The organism is Sphingomonas sp., from assembly GCF_030145815.1.
Classification (GTDB): domain Bacteria; phylum Pseudomonadota; class Alphaproteobacteria; order Sphingomonadales; family Sphingomonadaceae; genus Sphingomonas.
In genome coordinates this window covers 46,857-63,583 of the sequence record NZ_JAIXHL010000010.1, presented here as the reverse complement: position 1 = coordinate 63,583, position 16,727 = coordinate 46,857, and the positions used below count along the sequence as shown (strand labels likewise).

The window sequence follows — 16,727 nt, the reverse complement described above, 5'->3', positions numbered from 1 at the left end:
TGGAGGGGACTTTGCGCCCCAGCCTCGGTCGCTCGGCTCGAACTAGACGCCGTGCTCATCGCAGTTGCGGATAGGGTCGCGAATGACGCGTTCGGCAGGATGTCCATACGGGATCGTCCCGGCAGATCGGGCATGCAACGTGATTGCGGCAACGTTTGCTGTGTCGACGCTCCGCGCCTTTCATCGCTAAGGATTGGATTCCCCCCATCCTAGACCCAGCGCTTTTTGGAGCGCGATGAAAGCCCGGGTAAGCTCCGCCTGCGCGGCGATTGAGGACTGGGTCGCCGCCAGAGCCGTGCGTTCTGCATCGAGTGACATGGTGAGCGGGACTGCCCCCCGATCAAATCGCTGGGCCGCATAGCGAGCAGACTCACGGGCGCTTTCGGCGCTCCGGTACGCGGACAGGAGACTTTCTCGCTGATTGCCGAACCGGGACAGGCTGGTCTCGGCATCAGTCAAGGCCGCCAGCACGGCTTTGCGATATTGCGCCTCCGCTTCGTCGCGATCGCCGCGGGCCTGGTCCACCCTCGCGCGGTTGCGACCAAAGTCAAGAAAGCTCCAGTTGATGCGCGGCAGCAGCAAGGTGGACACATTGCCGGTATCGAGGACGTCACCGATGCTAGGACCGCCCAGGCCGATGATGCCCATGATACTGATCGACGGAAATTGCCTCGCGACGTTCACGCCGATACTGGAAGTCGCGGCCGCAAGGCGGCGCTCAGCGGCTCGGATGTCTGGCCTCCGGCGCAGCATCGACGCCGGATCGCCGATGGGGACGCTCGCCGGTAAGGCAGGAATTGCAGCGGGTGCTGAAAGGGCCGCGTCATGCGCACCCGGCTCGTCGCCGGTCAGGAAAGCCAGCTGGTCCAGCGTGACGGCAATCTGCCCCTCCAGTGGCAGCAGCGCGCCTTGCGTACGGCTGAGTTCCGTGCGCAGTCGCACCACGTCGTCACGAGACGACGCCCCTTGCCGCTCGCGCTGTTCGACAAGCGCGAGCGACTGGGCCAGCAACTCAGCCGAACGTCGAGCAAGAACCAAACGTTGTTGCAACTCACGCAACGTTACGTAATTGCTTGCCACTTCCGCCGACAGTCGCACCTGTACATCGGCCAGGTCCGCCTCCGCCGCTTCAGCCTGCGCACTGGCTCCCTCGGCGGCACGCCGGCGGCCGCCAAACAGGTCGATCTCCCAAGATGCATCTAGACCGGCATTGTAGAATTCCGCGCTGATACGATCGGATTTCGCGCCCTGCGACGGAAGCGCCAGTGACCCGGCGGGTAGGTCCGCGACGATCGCAGTGCCAGTCGCGGATATGCTCGGTAGCTGGTTACCCCGCTGCTCGCGATAAGTAGCGCGCGCCTTTCGAATTCGCGCCTCGGCAATTGCGATGTCCGGGCTGGCCGCCAGTGCGCGGTCGATCAGTGCAGTTAGCTGCGGGTCGTCCAGGGACGTCCACCAGCGGGCAAGCGGCGGCTGCGGAACAGTCTGCAAAGCATCTGCGCGGCGGAACTGGGCTCCTGCGCGTTCGGCGTTTGCGACCATATGCGGACCGCCATAATCGGGGCCGACGGTGCAGCCCGCCAGCAGCAGCGGGATCAGAAAGAGTTTTCGTGACATCATCAGTGCATTGCCATCTGCGTGCCGGAGGGAATCGGGCGGAGGAACAGCGCGAGCGGCGTGGTGATCGCGATTGCGACGCCGAGCGCGAAGAACAAGTCGTTATAGGCCATCACGGTTGCCTGCCGGAGCATCTGGCCGGCGAGTTGTCGGTAGGCGCCAGCCTCTCCGCCCGGCCCCGCCATCGCGCGCATGAACCACTCTTGCGTCGTCACGGCGTTAGCCGAAACCATCTCGCCAAGCCGATGAAAGTGGATAAAGGTCTGGCGGTCCTGCAGCGTGGCCATGAGCGCCAGTCCGATTGACCCGCCAAGGTTGCGCCCGGCGTTGAACAGCGCTGATGCGTCGCCGGCGTCCTCGGCAGACACTGCGCTGATGGCCGCTTGATTCAGGAACATCATCGCGAAAATCTGCCCGAACCCGCGCACGAACTGCGAGTTGGTCATGTCGCCGCCAGAAGACTGCGTTGTGAGATGCCAGTCCATCGCGCAGCTTGCGCCGATCAGCACCATGCCGACGATGACGGCAAGCCGCACGTCAAGATATTTAATGGCGAGGGGCAGGAATGGCATCATAAGCAGCGCGGGAACCCCGGAAATGAAGACTACTTGGCCGGATTGTAGTGCGCTGTAATCGGCATTGATCGCGAGAAATTGAGGGATCAGGAACGTGACGCCGTAAAGTACGACACCGATCACCAGGCTGAGCACGAAAACACTGCCGAAAGCCCGACTGAAGATCAGCCTGAGCTTCAGTACCGGGCTTTCAGCCCGCAATTGTCCCGCCGTGATAAGAGCGAAACCGAAAACTGTCGCGATGGCGAGCTTCACGATCATGGCGGATTCGAACCACATTTCGCGCTGACCTTCCTCGAGCATCACCGTGAGTGACCCCAAGCCGACGATTAGCCCCGCGATCCCTAGCCAGTCGGCCCTACGAAGCTCTCCAATGCGCAGGCGCTCGTGATCGAGTCCAAACAGCAGCAGCAAGGCAAGCCCGGCACAGACCGGCACGTTCAGGAAGAACGCATAGTGCCAACTGTAATTGTCGGTCAGCCAACCGCCTATGATGGGCCCCAGCACAGGCCCCAGGATAGCCGTCCCACCGAACGCCGCCGTCCCGATCGGCTGCTGCGATGGCGGAAGACGGGTCGCGATGATTGTCATTGCCGTAGGGATGAGGGCGCCGCCAGTAAAACCCTGACCCACGCGCCCCGCGATCATCATGGGTAATGTCGTCGATAGCCCACAAACCACCGAGAAGGCTGTAAACGACACAGCCGCCCCGAGCAGGAAATTGCGCAAGCCGAACAGCCGGACGAGAAACGGGCTGAGCGGGATCATCACGATTTCCGCGACCAGGTAAGACGTAGCGACCCAGGTCCCCTCGGTTCCGCTTGCGCCGATCTCGCCCTGAATGGTTGGCAAGGCAGCATTTACGATCGATATGTCCAGCAGGGCCATGAACGATCCAATGGTCCCCGCGGCGACGGCTATCCAATCGCGCGCGCCGGCACGTTGAGCAACCGTCACGGCCGCTTCCGCATGTCATCGCGACTCAGGCGCTCGGATTCCTCCTCAATGCGTTTTCGGCTACCTTTGGCACTTACCGTATCAACCGTGACCTCCACCGAAAGTCCGGGCCGCAGGACATTGCGCGCTTCCGGACCGGCCTCAATACTGATCCGCACGGGCACACGCTGGACGATCTTGGTGAAGTTGCCCGTCGCGTTCTCGGGCGGCAGCAGCGAAAACTGCGCACCTGTCCCGGGAGAGAAGCTCTCGACTCTCCCGCGCAGCTCGACGCCGTCTAACGCGTCGACCTTGATCGCCACCGGCTGGCCGACACGCATCAGCGCGACCTGGGTTTCCTTGAAGTTCGCCTCGACATAGATTTGGTCGGTTGGCACGATCGACATCAGCCGGGTTCCAGGCTGGACGAACTGGCCCGGGCGCACCGCCTTGTCCGCGACCACACCATCAATGCTGCTGCGGATTTCGATCGATCCCAGGTCTGTCGAGGCTCTCGCGAGCTGCGCTTGGGCCGCCCCTCGCTGCGCCAGCGCCTGGCCGATTCGCGCATCCTGGGTAACTAGCGAACGCCGCGCGGCGACGGCAGCGGCGCGTTGCGCGCGAAGATTGGCGATTGCCCGATCACGGTCCAGCACCAGCGCGGCCAATCGCTCGCGCGATTCGGCTCCGGATTGTGCAAGCGGCTCGTAACGGCGAACCTCGGCAGTTGCGGCTGCAGCGGCAGCGGCAGCGCTAGTCACCTGCGCATCTGCCTGCGCTATCGAAGCACGCTGCTCGTCGAGCGCGCGCCGGGCGGTGCGAATACCCGCCTCGGCGGCTGCGACTTGGGCCTGAGCCTCTGCAACTCCGGAGCGGTAATCACGCGCATCGATTACTGCGAGCAACTGACCTCGGCGAACCGGTTCATTGTCTCGGACAAGGACGCGCTCAACATAGCCGCCGAGCTTGGGGGAAATGGTGACGAAGTCCGCGCGCACATACGCGTTATTGGTGGATTGACGGTACTGCCCCCTCTGCTCGTAGTTCAGGTACCACAATCCAGCGACGACGACGCCAGCGATCAGGGCCGCGATGAGTGCCACGCGGATGATTGGATAGCGGATGAGCAGACCGGGCTTGCTGGTAGCAGTTTTCGCACCTGCCGGACCAACGGGATCGTCCTGTGTCTGTCCAGGCTCCTCAAGATGCACCGCCGTGTCAGATGTCGGATGGTCAGTCGCCATTCTGGAACCTTAGGATATGTAAACCGTTCCGTACCTTAGTGAAGCTGGCATTGGGTTTCCACCGCTTTCGCTGAAATAAGGGGTTTTACCGAAAATGAAGGTCACGGATCAAAAACCGCATCGCCGGCAGCAAGCGCGCGCGATGTTGCTGGCACTGGCCGCCGTCAGTGTCCTTGCGGCATCAGCTGCCAAGGCACAGAGTGAGAAGGCCCCGGATGAAGACCGGTCGCGAGTGACGATCGGTGTGGGCGCCGCGACACTGCCGGACTATGAAGGCGCCGACGAGAACAGCATCACGCCTGGCGCCATAATCGTCGGCAAAGTGGCGGGACACGATTTCTTCACGCGTGGCACGCAGCTCTATTTCAACCTCGTTCCAAGCAGGTCAGGGCCCGGCACGAATTTCGAACTTGGCGTGATCGGAGCCGCGCGCTTGGACCGCACGGGAGAAGTGAAGGATCTGCGGGTTCGTGCGCTGGGGAAGCTCGGCACGGCGTGGGAGGCAGGCGGTTATGTAGGCATCACCCGCACCGGTCTTATTACCAGCGATTATGACACGCTGACGGTTCGCGTGGCCTATGTCCGGGACGTTTCAAATGTTCATGACAGCTACGTCGTGACTCCGCAAATATACTACGCCACACCGCTATCGCGCAGCACCTTGGTGTCGATCGGAGCATCGGCGGATTATGTCGGGAAAGACTACGGCAGGACCTATTTCGCGGTGTCGCCTGCCGGCTCGCTCGCCAGCGGTCTTCCGGCATATGCGATCGACGACGGTGGTTGGAAACGATACACTGTCACGGCATTTGCATTGCAAAGTCTCACCGGAGATCTTCGCCGGGGTTTGGGTGTGGGCGGAGGCGTGATGTATGGGCGCCTGCTCGGAAAATATAAGCGCAGCCCGATCGTGTCCGATGCCGGCGACGCCAAACAGCTGTCTGCTGCGATCGGGTTAACCTTTACCTTCTGATGCCGCCGGGCCGCGTCATGCCGGAATGTGGCGCCGCCCAGACGGCCTCTGTCGCTCCCTTTAATCAGGTGACACAGCTCATTGTAATCCTGCATCCCCGTACTTCGTAGCCGGTCACAAGCGGGTTCCACCGCAGCATCGGCTCCCGCTTCATCTGAATGCCGGGAAGCTTCATCAATTCCGTCAGGAATATGGCGGCCTCCAGCAACGCGATGCTGGCTCCAGGGCACCGATGCGAACCGTCCCCGAATGCCAGTCCTGGACCAGGTACGCGATCCGCCCGCTGACGGTCGGGATCAAGGCGCATCGGGCAGCCGCCCATCGCGCGCTCGTCGATATTCGCGGCCCGGATGTCGATCGCGAACGACTTCCCGCTTTCGGGATCGCGACGACGTAGCATGCCCACCACAGGCTCGAGCCTGAGGATTTCCTCCAGGATGTCGATACGCTCGATCTCGTCGGCGGCCAGGAAACGCGCGCGAAGGGCGTCATCCTCCAACAGGTGCCATCCGGCCATGGTAATGAACTCGCGAGTGGTCACCATTCCGGCGGCGGCGTAGGTTACGCACTCTGTCAGCAGCGCACGCGGTCCATAGCCTTGCGCTAACAGATGAGAGATGACGTCTTCGCGCGGATTCGCTCGACGCGCGCGCACTGCCGGGAGGACGTCGCGCAGGTAGAAGTGCCACATGCGTCCTTGTGTTCTCAAGAAGCGAGCAAAATCCAATACTGTCCCCGCGCTGTTGGCCGCACCGTCATCGAACAGACTATCGAGTCGACGCGCCATACTCGCTCGATCGCTGTCGGTAAGGCCCACGACCTCCGCTGCGACTGAAACGGCAAGTTGCAGACTTAGATCGTCCAGATTTACCTCCCGCTCGCGCACGAAGTGCTCGAGCAAGGCGGCGGTCTCCCGCTCGATTACGCCGCGGTATTGCGTGCTTACCACCCGCGGCGAGAAGAAGCGGGCGGTCGCGGCCCGCTGCGCTCGATGCCGCTCTCCGTGTAGAAAGATGATCGGCGCGAAGCGCTCATTGCCAAACCGTTCGATCAGATCCGCGCGAAAGCCAGCCTGACGCAGAGTATCGTTGCGCAAGAGGGCTCTCGCCTGATCGAACTCCATCACTGGGCATTCGCGACCCCTGCTGACAACAGCGTCACTTCTCCGGTCATCACGCGGTGTGTTTATCGCGAACGACGCCATGCCGCCATCCTCCTCAAAATAAGGTTGCGCGTTTGTCCCCGATGCCTACGCGGCGGCGGTGGCTCCTCGACACAACGGAACTAACTATGATATACTGTGTATCATAAATGCAAATTTCGTCAAAACGTTCCGTGGATCCCCGCTTTCTCCGAACGCGGGCGGCACTCCGCGAAGCATTATTCCGAACCCTGCATAGGATGGAGCTCGCGCATGTGACCGTGCAGACTCTCGTCGCCGAAGCCGGCATCGGCTATGCGACGTTCTTCCGGCACTTCGCTTCGGTCGATGCGCTGCTGGTGGCGGTTTCCGAAACCATGATCGGCGAGATCGTTGAGCGGTTAGGGCCGGCGCTTTCCTCGGGCGATCAGGGCGCGTTGCTCAGGGCCGCCGCCGCATATATCGCTGAGGAGAGACGGTCCATCGCAGCAATCCTGATCGGCGGTGGAGAACGGACGCGAAGGGATATTACTTCCCAGGCAATTGCCCGCGCCGAGCATTTGCCGCTCGCGCTGGATCCTGCGCTGCCGCGCACCCTTGCTGTCACACACCTCGTCGGTGGTGCGATCAACGTCGTGGTATGGTGGGTGACCAGCGAAGAAGCTGCCGAAGAGGAGCAACTCGTTGAAATGCTTGGACGGCTCGCGCTCGCTCCGGTTGTTGCGAGTTCACCATCACAACGGTGACAAAGAGAAATCGCACTGCGCGGTGCACACCGGCGCCCCGGGATTTTCCTGCCAAGTGTCGGCGTGAACCACCGCCGCCCGTTTTCCGATCCGGCGAATGACCGGCCGTGCGATCAGATCCCGCAACCGGGTAGGGGCCAAAAACTGGACGTTGACGCTGACTAGGCGTGGCAGCACCAACAGCTCAAGCCGATGCGCCACGACGGCCCCACATGCGAGCTCGAGGAACGCCGTTACTGCGCCTCCGTGAATGGCGGGGATAAGCGGGTTTCCTATCAGATCGGGACCGGGCGACAGTCTCCATGTCAACCCGTCTTCCTCTAAACAGATCATTCCTCCAAGCCTCGCTCCAAAAGGCGAGGACGCTATGATCGCGGTGAGGCGAGTGTCCATGATGCTAGGCCGCATTCGGCTGGCTGAGCGAGAAAACGCCCTGCGCGGTGGCGAAGACGTCCGAAGGATCCTGGTCCCATACTTCGGCGCGCACAAACGCCCTGCTCGCTGAAACCCTGTAGCAGTGAGCCCATACCGTGACGGGACGCTCCGGGGTGGCAGCACGAATATGGTCGATCTTGAGGTTCAAGGTTGCGATCAACACGGGCTTCACGAGCTTGGACATGACAGCGACGCCGCAACCATGGTCAATCAGAGTTGCCACGCCGCCACTGGCTGCTCCGCCGTGCTGATCACAGAGGTCGTGGCGCCAGGCCATGCGCAACGCCGCAAGGCCGTCACCTGAAGACAGCAACTCCAATCCCAACGCGGTACTCCAGGGAATGGCGACCATCCCGAGTTCGAATGGAACGGGCAAAGGGGTCTCCGCATTCAGGACCGAGCTCGGCTTCCTAGCCGAAAAGCGGTCTCCATGGAAAGGCAAGAACTACACCGGACGGTTTACATAGTGCAGAGCGATCGGTATTGAAGCCACGCGTTTATGGAGACCAGATCGAACAGGTTGCTAGTCCTTGCCGTGATCGGCATCCTCCTCGCGTCGCTGATCGCCTTTTCGACCTGGCTCTTCTCGGCGACAAATCCTGCCGGTCGCGAATATCTGATTCAATTCAATGATAGCGTGGCGGGGATCGAAAAGGGGTCGTCCGTCAACTATTCGGGTGTGCCGGTCGGCGCGGTTACCAGTGTGCGGCTCACTGCGAAGGATCCGGCGAGTGTGTTTGTGACCGTCCGGCTCGATCCCGAAGTTCCGATCCTGCAAGGCGTGAAGGCGTCGATCACCAGGTCCCTGGTAGGCGGAGCGGCTACCATCACGCTCGATGGATCGCAGAAAGGCGCGCCTCCGATCGTTTCACAGGATGACGCAACGCTGCCCGTGATCCCGGCCCGGAAGGGCGGCCTGATCGGATCAGGTGGAGACCCGATGGCGACCCTCGAACGAATCAGCCGTACGGTCGACAAAGTCTCCGGCAATCTTGACTCCCGCGGGCAAGAGCGCGCGCGCGAGCGGCTGGCGGCTCTCGCGGCGAGTTCAACAGCGTGGCCCGGGCGCGCGACGCGCATTTCAGACTCGCTGAAGGGAGCTCGTGGAAGGATTTCGCGCTTCGGCATTTCGCTCGACCGCGCCGGGGATAGTGCGCATCGGCTGAGCGCTCGAATGAAAGCCAACCCGGGCGGCCAACTTGGCAGCGCCGACAAGAAATTGCGGAGCGCGCAACAAGGTATCGAAGGATTTGAGCGCAGCGTCAGCGCGGCACGGCCGTCGATCAGAGCGGCGGAGACTCGCAGCGAACATATCACCGCCGAGGTTCGTTCACTCCGCGGCCAAGCGCTAGGCATTGCCGAACGTGCGGAACAGATCGACCAGTCCGGCCTCCGGTTCGGTGCACCGAAGCTTCCAAACTTCAAGAAAAAAAAGCACCCTCATGTCGCGCGCCGTACCGGCTCCGGTGCGGTCGCCTGACCGTAAATGAAACCGGTCGCGGGGCCTGGAACGCCGCGCCTGTCGACCAACGTTCCGGGACGCTGACCCGGCCGTGGCGGAGTTGCGCGAAACCGGCGGTGCATCGTAAGGCATGACGAGGGCCTTTAACTTGGCTGTGCTTGACCGCCATTTGGCCAGTAGCGTGCGGCCGGGCGTCGCGGGCGATCCCACCGAGACCGCGCCGGCATTTCCGCTGGTCGCCGAACGCGTCGTGAGAACCCGTCGGGCACGTGGCCCGAGCACGAGAGATATTCAACAGGGGTTGACGGCTGCTGCTGGCGTCTGGTTGGTCTTTGGCACATTCTTGAAAGGCAGAGAAATCTGCCGTCCAGCCTGGTTCCGAAGCCTCGGCGGCGGGAGTGCGGAGAGGAAGGCCGTGGTTAGCGTAGAGCGTCAAGATCGCCAGCGGCGAGGGCGAAAGATGGGCAGGCCCACAGCAACCGATGCGGCACGCCTTACGCTGCACATCCTGAAGAGCGCGCGAGACGTATTCTTCGAACGCGGGTTCGACGGCGCCAGCTCCGACATGATCGCCGAACGGGCCAGAATTTCAAAGCGCACGCTCTACGCCCGGTTCGGTAGCAAGGCCCGGATGTTCGAAGCCGTGATCCTCGACGAGATCGATACCCAGCTTCGAGCACTCGAGCCAACCGACGATGAAAGCCTGGACGTCTCTGCCCGTCTACACGCGATCGCAGACGTGCTGTTGGAATGGCTGCTGACGGCGCGAATTGCCTCGATGGAGCGAGTCGTCATCGCGCAGGCCGTCCGTTTCCCGGCACTCGCCGCGAATATTCACGAATTCGGCTTCCAGCGCGCCGTGCAGTGGGTAGCGAGCATCCTCGCTCACGCGAATGCAAAGGGCGAGCTAGCGCTGGCCGACCCAGTTTTCGCCGCCGAACAGTTTGTAACGCTCGTCGTGGTCGCGCCGATGCGCCGGTCGGCGCTCGGCCTCGCGCCGGCCGCATATGATATAGCCGCGAAGGAGCGTGTCCGTCGCGGGATCGAGTTGTTTCTCGGTGGGTGTCTGCCAAGGGCGCCGACGACCGAAGAATCCATTCTATGACGGCAAAACAGGACGTGCCGATTGGCGAGCGCATGCGGTTCGCCGAGCTGACGAAGATATTTGTGCGCCACGGCCTCGGCGGATTGGCGGCGCGGATCGGTTTGACCTCAGGTCGCGTGGGCAATTCACATGAGCCCGATGCCCCACGGCGCATGGTCGCACTGCTGCGCGACGTCGGGCCAGTCGCCGTGAAGCTCGGGCAGGTACTTGCCACGCGCGAGGATCTGCTGGGGCCGGAATGGGTGGCAGCGCTTTCGACGCTTCAGGATCAGGTGCAGGCGCTCCCCTTCGAGGAGATCGAGCCCGAGCTCGTTGCCGCACTCGGTGCCCCGCTTGACGCCGTATTCACGCGTTTCGACAGGATCCCGATTGCCGCAGCATCAATCGCGCAAGTCCATAGCGCCATGCTCGACGATGGGACCGAAGTGGTCGTCAAGGTGAGACGTCCTGGCATTGCGGAGAGAGTGGACGCCGATCTAAGGCTCCTGCGTCGGATCGCTAGGCTGGCCGAGAGACGATCACCAGAGTTGCGTCGCCTGAAGCTAGATGAGCTTTTGCGATTCTTCGCCGAAGGACTGTCGCAGGAAATGGACCTCAGCGCGGAGGCTGCGGCGTGTGAGAGTATCGGCGCCTATCTCTCCACGCTCGGGGTCCGCACGCCACGGTTCTTTTGGGATCACATTGGTCGACGCGTGAATCTTCAGGAGAGGCTTATCGGTCAGTCCGTCCGCGCCGCCATCGTTGAGGGCATCGATCAACCAGCCGCAAAAGCGGCCGCCAGCAGCTATGCTGACGCCGTCCTTCGGATGATCATTTTTAACGGACGCTTTCACGCCGACCCCCATCCTGGGAACGTCTTTATTTTGCCAGATGGCACAATAGCGTTCATCGACTTCGGCGCGGTCGGCACGCTAACGCCGATGCGACGCTCGGAACTGGTGTCCATGGTACTGGCCATAGCGGGCGACGACGCACGCGGGGTGGCGGATGTCCTGCTACGCTGGTCGGGTGACTATGCCGTAGATGCACGCGCATTGCAGAGGGATATCGAAGAGTTGATCGGCGAATTTCGCGGCGCCGTCCTTAGGCAGATCGAGCTGTCCGTGATATTCCAGCGTGTATTCACCTTGCTCCGAGAGTACCGGCTCGCACTTCCCCCCGATCTTGCCTTGCTACTGCGCACACTCCTCACTGCCGAAGGATTTGTGCGGGCTCTCGATCCCGAATTCGACATAGCCGCGCGCGCAATGCCGATCGCAAGGGAGCTCATGCGTGAACGGTTGATCTCCACCGACCTAAAGGTCGGTGGTCGGCGGCTCCTTGCGAATTTAGGGCGGTTGGCGGCAGCATCACCGGACCTGGTGGGGTTCGTGGAGACGGCTGCACGTTCTGGGACGCTTCCGGTCCGCATCGTTCTTCCACAGGCGTCCAAGATGAGCGTCCGGGTCGCCGACCCGAACGTGCTCACCGCCGGTCTGACGATTGCCGGGGCAATTCTCGCCGGCGACCAGCCGATTTTGGGCACGATCATGTTCAGTGCGGCTGCCCTTCATTTTGTCTGGGAAAAATATCGCCGCTGAGCACAACGCCGGATGCGGCCTGCGACGAAGCGGTAAGACATCAAGGGGTATTGCGGGCACCGCACTTGTGTCTCGCGTTTCAGCGTTCCGCGTCGATGCGTTCTCCGCGCAACGATATCCCCTGATCGCGCCGATGTCGACGACGCCATCCTGTCGATCCCAACGAAGCGACAGTTTGCTATTGGGGGAGCGCCAAGAGCAGAACTGGCAGGAAACGCCATGCACTCGTGATCATCCGGTGTTGACGGCGCCTCGCGCGTCAGTTGCTGGACTTCGGCCCCTGTTTTTGTAAACTCGGATTAGGGAGAAGGCCATGAATCCAATCTTGTTCGGCTTGCTTGCCGGCCTGCTTTTTGGGGCAGCGGACGTGGCGCTGATGCTTCCGATGGATTTTCCGGACAAGAAGACTGCGCTCCTGGGCGCCTTCCTGAGCCGTTTCGCAATTGGTTTCCTGATTCCGCTCGTCAAGCTTCCGATTTCGCCTTGGCTGATCGGAGCGTTGGTTGGACTTCTGGTCAGCCTTCCAGATGCGGTAATAACTAAAGCCTATGCGCCTATCCTCGCGAGCGGCCTGATTGGCGGGCTGGCAATCGGTTGGGCTGCTGGACGCTGGGCCGGCTAGGCCATTTCCAAGTCCCGCTGCGTCCGAATGAATGCTGGACCGCACGAGAGCCTCTTCGCAACCGGACTGTCTTCGCCGATGGCGCGCCAGAACGGCGTTACGTCGCAAGACTGTTTGCCGGCCTCCAGCTCCTCCAGCGCCACCTCGGCGGCAATACGCGCGAATATGCTCGTGGAAATAGGACAGGCCAGATCTGCGCCATTGGCACTTGCAAGGTCTGCCCGCATTTGCGCAATCGTGCGACGTGAGCCGGTGGGCAAGCTTCGCATATAATCGTCCACCATGCGGGGCGTGGCGATAAGCATTTTTGCACCCTGCGGCGCGCCGCCATATGGCTTTTGCAGGACTTCGACATGCGCAGGCTTGCCCGACGACAGCCTTTCTGCTCAGCTCTTCGTCATACGCAGCTCCATCTGCAAACACCGACCGAGTTCTGTCGTATTGGTCAGCCTCTCTTACCGACAAGCAATTGTCACACAGCAGCATCCCAAGTCAATCGCGGCATCCTCGATTGGCCGTGGGGCTCGCAATTCGGCATTGGGTAACAACTGTCGTCGAGCCGGCGCTATCGCGCACGCGCGTCGAGCCAGGCGATCAAATCCGAGGAAATCTGCCGCGTGGCCGCGTCGAATGCACTCACGATCGAAGACACGCGATCTTCGCCGACAATCGCTTCCGCATTCAGCACCGTGCTTGCGGTCGCCTCCGAAACGCCGACCGTGCGCAACTCGAATTCGCAGCTGACGCGAACATGAGGGGGAGCCTTTGGGCCGCCATCATAATAAGCCGCAAAATCGGTACACCGCGTCGCCAGAATAAATCGTCCGCCGTTCCCTTCGACCGCGCGGAATCCAGAGGAGGTTCCATTGATCTGCTGGGCTAGCATGTCCTTGATCATTGCGTCCGCCGGCGCGATCCACCGCGCCTTCGCAACATAGGACGCGCTATTACGGTCCAGCGTGAGAATACGATCTGTGGCTGCGCCCGGAGGCAAGACGGGCCTGATTACGACAATCGGCGTTCTTCCCGATCCACCCTGAGCCGTGGGAGCCGGATTAGCGCTGAGTCGATACAATGACGCCTTTCCGCCGCCTCCCAGGATGCCGCACGAGCTCAGGAGCAAGCCTGAGATCGCGATTAGGGGGGCGCCTAGCAGAGACTTCATTGTGGGATCTTCCTTTCCTGACCGGACGGACGTGAGAGCAGTTCACGGGGGCTGGTCTGCAGTTGTCGCGCCAGCCCCTCGAGCGAATGCGCGGCGCCGCTCAACGAATCCAGCGTTTGCTTGAGCCCGCCGCCATCCTCGCCCGCCAGGCCGGCCGCCGCGACGTTCAGGCGGGCAATCACCTTGCGCGCATCGGCCACTCCGGACCGAAGGTCGGCAGCGGCAGCAGAAATATCCGCGAAGGCGCGCTTCCCGTCTCCATCGACCGTCCGTCGCACCGAGGCAGAAGTCTTCTCGATGTCCGCTGCTGCGCGATCGAGCCGGTCGAACATGGATTCGGCCTTTCGGAACATGCCTCTTCGCTCGCGCAACTCGGCTGTCGTTGCTCGCACATCCGCTATTGCCAGGGAAAAATTGCTGATGTTCTCGTCGGAGAGCACCCGGTTGACCCGGTTGATCGTCTCCGACGCCCGTGCGACAAGTTCCCCCCCGCCTTCCAGCAGGGATTGCATCGAGGCATCCTGCGCCCTGATCAGCGGCTCTTCGTCTTTCGATGCGTCGCGCAGAAATGGCTTCGATGGCGTACCTGCTGTGATCTGGATATAGCTTGTGCCCGCGATCCCCTGGGATTCGGTTGACGCCATCGAATCAATCCTGACCGGGGTATCAGCTCGGACGCTGATGCGCGCGACAACGCGGTTGGGATCCCTGGGGTCCAGCTCGATCCGCTTGATCTCACCAACCTTTATTCCGTTGAACTGAACATCCCCACCCTCGCTCAAGCCGCGCACAGGCCCCTGAAAAACAATGCGATACCGGTCATATTCGCTCGCAAATCTGGTGTGTCCGAACCAGAAAACGAAGGCCAGCGCTGCAACGAACAGTGCAACGGTGATCGCTCCGACGAGGCGATAGTTAGCATGCCGTTCCATTCAGCGGTCCCTCTTGCTTTTGCGCTGGGCGCGATCGCCGCAGAAATATTGCCTGATCCATGGATGGTCTGAGCGCTCAAGGTCCGCGGGAGGCGCCACAGCCACGACCTTCTTATCCGCCAGGACCGCGACCAGGTCGCAGGTCGCGTACAGGCTGTCGAGGTCGTGCGTGATCATCACCACAGTCAGCCGCAGCGCTTTGGAGAGGGTAACGATGAGGTCGTCAAACTCTGCCGCGCTGATCGGATCCAGTCCCGATGTGGGTTCGTCCAGGAACAGGAGTTCGGGATCGAGGGCCAGCGCGCGTGCCAGACTGGCCCGCTTGCGCATGCCACCAGACAATTCACCCGGTTTCCGGCACGCCACCGCCGGATCGAGACCGGCAAGCGATATCTTCATGGTCGCAAGCTTCGCGAGCAGTGCACCGCGGATGCGGGTATGTTCTAGCAGTGGCGCCTCGACATTCTCCTGCACCGTAAGATCCGAGAAGAGCGCTCCGTTCTGGAACATCACGCCGATCCGCCGGTCGGTGTCGCGGGACCGCATCGCTATGTCGCCGGGGGCGCCCAGAAGCGTCACGCTGCCCGCCTGCGGCCTGCGAAGCCCGAGCATGGTTTCGAGAAGTACGGACTTGCCCGTCCCCGATCCTCCGACAATCCCCATCACGACGCCATAGGGAACGCGTAGATCGAGATGCTCGTGCACGACGAGATCATCGAACGCGCTGCAAAGATCGCGGACATCGACGGCAGCTGCTTTGGCGTCTGTTTCCTGCATCAAAAGTCGAGCTCGCTGCAAATCACCGCGAAGATCGCATCAAGAAAGATGATCGAGAACAGCGCCCGAACGACCGCGGTGGTGACTCGCCTTCCAAGCACTTCCACGCCGCCGTCCACTGAGAGACCTTGGCGGCAGCCAGTGATCGCCACGACAAGCGCCAGTATGGGGACTTTTGCCATTCCGACCCAAAAGTGACGTATGCTCACCGTGTTGAGCATGCGCTCCACAAAGAATGTCGGCGAAATGTCCATCGTGGCCCAACTCACGACTGCACCGCCGACGATTCCCGCGATCATTGCGGCGAAAACCAGGAGCGGCATCACGATGAGCATTGAAATCACACGCGGCACGACCAGAGCGTCGATTGGATCGATGCCCATTACCTCGATCGCGTCGACTTCCTGGTTCATCCGCATCGCACCAAGCTGTGCTGCGAAGGTCGAAGTGGACCTGCCGGCGAGGAGGATGGCCGGTATGAGAACGCCGAACTCGCGCAGGATCGACACCGTCACGAGTTGAACGACCAGCGCCGAGGCGGCGAGATCGTCCAGAAGGTCGCTCCCGACCAGCGCGACAACCGCGCCTACGAAGAACGTCATGATGCAGATGATCGGGAGAGCCTCGAACCCCGCATGCTGCATGGCTGAGACGAGCGAGGTCAACCGGACTCGGGTTGGGTGCACAACAGACCGGGCCAGCGCCACTTCCAATTTTCCAAGAAAGCTAGCCGTGCCAAGCGCCTCCTCGGCGGCGCCGACCATGTGCTTGCCAATGCGATCCAGCCACGGATCCCGCACTTTGGGATGTGCGGAGAGATCCTGCTTCATGACCAGGTCGAACAGAATTTGTGCGTCGTCTCGAGGTGCAGGTGGAAGGCTTCGTTCACCAGCCAGTTCGCTGATCATCATCGCACCGGCGCTGTCGAGGCGACCGAGCTGCGATAGATCGAATGCCTGCGCTTCCGCGACCTGCTCGGTAACTTTGGACGCAGCCAATCCGTCGATCGTTTCGGTCAACCAGTCGCCTTCTAGAACGGCAACGCAATGTCCGTTGTCGCGACGTCTGAGGGTTATTGATGGCGACGGCATATGCCTCGAGTGCTTCCGTTGGACCCCGCGGGCATCCGGGACCAAAATGTAAACCGCTAGGTGGCATTATGCCAACATGCCTTGCTTATGTCCATGCCGACAGGACATAAATGCTGCACGATTTCCACTAGCGGTGTTTCGCATTCGACCTATACAACGACTGCGAATCATGGCGAACCGTGCGTCGGCGGCTCTGTTCATATGATAGGGCTTGTGTGCCGCCAATTCGCTAGGGTGATCGGTCATTAATGAAACCAGCCCGTTTTCAATTCTCGGTTTCCAATTGATGGTAGGGTGAAGGTCGGGAATTGGCCAAGGGTGCTAAT

The 16,727-nt window shown here is 61.5% G+C and carries 17 protein-coding genes; 6 read left to right on the top strand and 11 right to left on the bottom strand.

Annotated features, from left to right (window positions below; translation table 11 throughout):
- Nucleotides 1-186 precede the first annotated feature (186 nt).
- From KYX69_RS10520 to KYX69_RS10510, 3 genes are read right to left on the bottom strand one after another with little or no spacing between them, the layout of a single operon-like run.
- Nucleotides 187-1,617, bottom strand: a complete 1,431-nt coding sequence (locus KYX69_RS10520) for an efflux transporter outer membrane subunit (RefSeq protein WP_367280189.1) — start codon at nt 1,615-1,617, stop codon at nt 187-189.
- Nucleotides 1,618-1,619: 2 nt separating this feature from the next.
- Nucleotides 1,620-3,149 carry a DHA2 family efflux MFS transporter permease subunit gene (locus KYX69_RS10515; protein ID WP_300496939.1) on the bottom strand — a complete coding sequence of 510 codons (1,530 nt, stop codon included), beginning with the start codon at nt 3,147-3,149 and terminating at the stop codon, nt 1,620-1,622.
- Nucleotides 3,146-4,372 (bottom strand): HlyD family secretion protein, encoded by a 1,227-nt coding sequence (locus KYX69_RS10510; RefSeq protein WP_300496936.1) that lies wholly within the window; start codon nt 4,370-4,372, stop codon nt 3,146-3,148. Before KYX69_RS10510 ends, KYX69_RS10515 begins: the two co-directional genes overlap by 4 nt.
- Nucleotides 4,373-4,466: 94 nt before the next feature.
- Here KYX69_RS10510 and KYX69_RS10505 point away from each other — a divergent pair, with 94 nt between their 5' ends.
- Nucleotides 4,467-5,345, top strand: coding sequence for a MipA/OmpV family protein (locus tag KYX69_RS10505; RefSeq protein WP_300496933.1), 879 nt, complete (start codon nt 4,467-4,469; stop codon nt 5,343-5,345).
- Nucleotides 5,346-5,409: 64 nt separating this feature from the next.
- Here KYX69_RS10505 and KYX69_RS10500 read toward each other — a convergent pair whose 3' ends face one another.
- Nucleotides 5,410-6,468, bottom strand: coding sequence for a cytochrome P450 (locus KYX69_RS10500; protein WP_300496930.1), 1,059 nt, complete (start codon nt 6,466-6,468; stop codon nt 5,410-5,412).
- Between the two features lie 293 nt (nt 6,469-6,761).
- Here KYX69_RS10500 and KYX69_RS10495 point away from each other — a divergent pair, with 293 nt between their 5' ends.
- Nucleotides 6,762-7,232, top strand: coding sequence for a TetR/AcrR family transcriptional regulator (locus KYX69_RS10495; protein WP_300496928.1), 471 nt, complete (start codon nt 6,762-6,764; stop codon nt 7,230-7,232).
- Here the strand turns inward: KYX69_RS10495 and KYX69_RS23195 are convergent.
- Together KYX69_RS23195 and KYX69_RS10490 are read right to left on the bottom strand one after the other, a co-directional pair.
- Nucleotides 7,221-7,565, bottom strand: a complete 345-nt coding sequence (locus tag KYX69_RS23195; RefSeq protein WP_367280193.1) for a PaaI family thioesterase — start codon at nt 7,563-7,565, stop codon at nt 7,221-7,223. The genes KYX69_RS10495 and KYX69_RS23195 overlap by 12 nt on opposite strands.
- Nucleotides 7,566-7,629: 64 nt before the next feature.
- Complete coding sequence (locus tag KYX69_RS10490) at nt 7,630-8,019, bottom strand: PaaI family thioesterase (RefSeq protein WP_300496925.1); 390 nt, start codon at nt 8,017-8,019, stop codon at nt 7,630-7,632.
- A 183-nt stretch (nt 8,020-8,202) separates the two neighbouring features.
- Here KYX69_RS10490 and KYX69_RS10485 point away from each other — a divergent pair, with 183 nt between their 5' ends.
- The 4 genes from KYX69_RS10485 to KYX69_RS10470 all read left to right on the top strand — a co-directional run bounded on the left by KYX69_RS10485 (nt 8,203) and on the right by KYX69_RS10470 (nt 12,436).
- Nucleotides 8,203-9,147 (top strand): MlaD family protein, encoded by a 945-nt coding sequence (locus tag KYX69_RS10485; RefSeq protein WP_300496923.1) that lies wholly within the window; start codon nt 8,203-8,205, stop codon nt 9,145-9,147.
- Nucleotides 9,148-9,589: 442 nt separating this feature from the next.
- Nucleotides 9,590-10,234, top strand: coding sequence for a TetR/AcrR family transcriptional regulator (locus tag KYX69_RS10480; protein WP_300496920.1), 645 nt, complete (start codon nt 9,590-9,592; stop codon nt 10,232-10,234).
- Entirely contained in the window at nt 10,231-11,814 is a 1,584-nt protein-coding gene (locus KYX69_RS10475) for an AarF/UbiB family protein (RefSeq protein ID WP_300496917.1), read from the top strand. The genes KYX69_RS10480 and KYX69_RS10475 overlap by 4 nt, the downstream gene beginning before the upstream one ends.
- A gap of 313 nt (nt 11,815-12,127) precedes the next feature.
- A complete protein-coding gene (locus KYX69_RS10470; protein WP_300496915.1) occupies nt 12,128-12,436 on the top strand; it encodes a hypothetical protein in 309 nt (102 codons plus the stop codon).
- On the opposite strand, the gene KYX69_RS10465 is transcribed toward KYX69_RS10470, so the two are convergent.
- The 5 genes from KYX69_RS10465 to KYX69_RS10445 form a co-directional block, all read right to left on the bottom strand.
- Nucleotides 12,433-12,741: a hypothetical protein gene (locus tag KYX69_RS10465; RefSeq protein ID WP_300496912.1), complete on the bottom strand. Its 309-nt coding sequence runs from the start codon at nt 12,739-12,741 to the stop codon at nt 12,433-12,435. The two genes, KYX69_RS10470 and KYX69_RS10465, sit on opposite strands and share 4 nt — an antisense overlap.
- A 260-nt stretch (nt 12,742-13,001) precedes the next feature.
- Nucleotides 13,002-13,601, bottom strand: coding sequence for an ABC-type transport auxiliary lipoprotein family protein (locus KYX69_RS10460; RefSeq protein WP_300496910.1), 600 nt, complete (start codon nt 13,599-13,601; stop codon nt 13,002-13,004).
- Nucleotides 13,598-14,533, bottom strand: coding sequence for an MlaD family protein (locus KYX69_RS10455; RefSeq protein ID WP_300496908.1), 936 nt, complete (start codon nt 14,531-14,533; stop codon nt 13,598-13,600). The genes KYX69_RS10460 and KYX69_RS10455 overlap by 4 nt, the downstream gene beginning before the upstream one ends.
- Entirely contained in the window at nt 14,534-15,310 is a 777-nt protein-coding gene (locus KYX69_RS10450; protein ID WP_300496905.1) for an ABC transporter ATP-binding protein, read from the bottom strand.
- Entirely contained in the window at nt 15,310-16,329 is a 1,020-nt protein-coding gene (locus KYX69_RS10445; protein WP_300496903.1) for an ABC transporter permease, read from the bottom strand. Before KYX69_RS10445 ends, KYX69_RS10450 begins: the two co-directional genes overlap by 1 nt.
- Nucleotides 16,330-16,727 lie beyond the last annotated feature (398 nt).

Bases quoted from the DNA above. Each gene is read 5' to 3' on its own strand.
- KYX69_RS10455 (WP_300496908.1), bottom strand. From the start codon at position 14,533: ATGGAACGGCATGCTAACTATCGCCTCGTCGGAGCGATCACCGTTGCA.
- KYX69_RS10475 (WP_300496917.1), top strand. From the start codon at position 10,231: ATGACGGCAAAACAGGACGTGCCGATTGGCGAGCGCATGCGGTTCGCC.
- KYX69_RS10520 (WP_367280189.1), bottom strand. From the start codon at position 1,617: ATGTCACGAAAACTCTTTCTGATCCCGCTGCTGCTGGCGGGCTGCACC.
- KYX69_RS10505 (WP_300496933.1), top strand. From the start codon at position 4,467: ATGAAGGTCACGGATCAAAAACCGCATCGCCGGCAGCAAGCGCGCGCG.
- KYX69_RS10480 (WP_300496920.1), top strand. From the start codon at position 9,590: ATGGGCAGGCCCACAGCAACCGATGCGGCACGCCTTACGCTGCACATC.
- KYX69_RS10460 (WP_300496910.1), bottom strand. From the start codon at position 13,601: ATGAAGTCTCTGCTAGGCGCCCCCCTAATCGCGATCTCAGGCTTGCTC.
- KYX69_RS10490 (WP_300496925.1), bottom strand. From the start codon at position 8,019: ATGGTCGCCATTCCCTGGAGTACCGCGTTGGGATTGGAGTTGCTGTCT.
- KYX69_RS10470 (WP_300496915.1), top strand. From the start codon at position 12,128: ATGAATCCAATCTTGTTCGGCTTGCTTGCCGGCCTGCTTTTTGGGGCA.
- KYX69_RS10465 (WP_300496912.1), bottom strand. From the start codon at position 12,741: ATGCTTATCGCCACGCCCCGCATGGTGGACGATTATATGCGAAGCTTG.
- KYX69_RS10500 (WP_300496930.1), bottom strand. From the start codon at position 6,468: ATGGAGTTCGATCAGGCGAGAGCCCTCTTGCGCAACGATACTCTGCGT.
- KYX69_RS23195 (WP_367280193.1), bottom strand. From the start codon at position 7,565: ATGATCTGTTTAGAGGAAGACGGGTTGACATGGAGACTGTCGCCCGGT.
- KYX69_RS10510 (WP_300496936.1), bottom strand. From the start codon at position 4,372: ATGGCGACTGACCATCCGACATCTGACACGGCGGTGCATCTTGAGGAG.
- KYX69_RS10450 (WP_300496905.1), bottom strand. From the start codon at position 15,310: ATGCAGGAAACAGACGCCAAAGCAGCTGCCGTCGATGTCCGCGATCTT.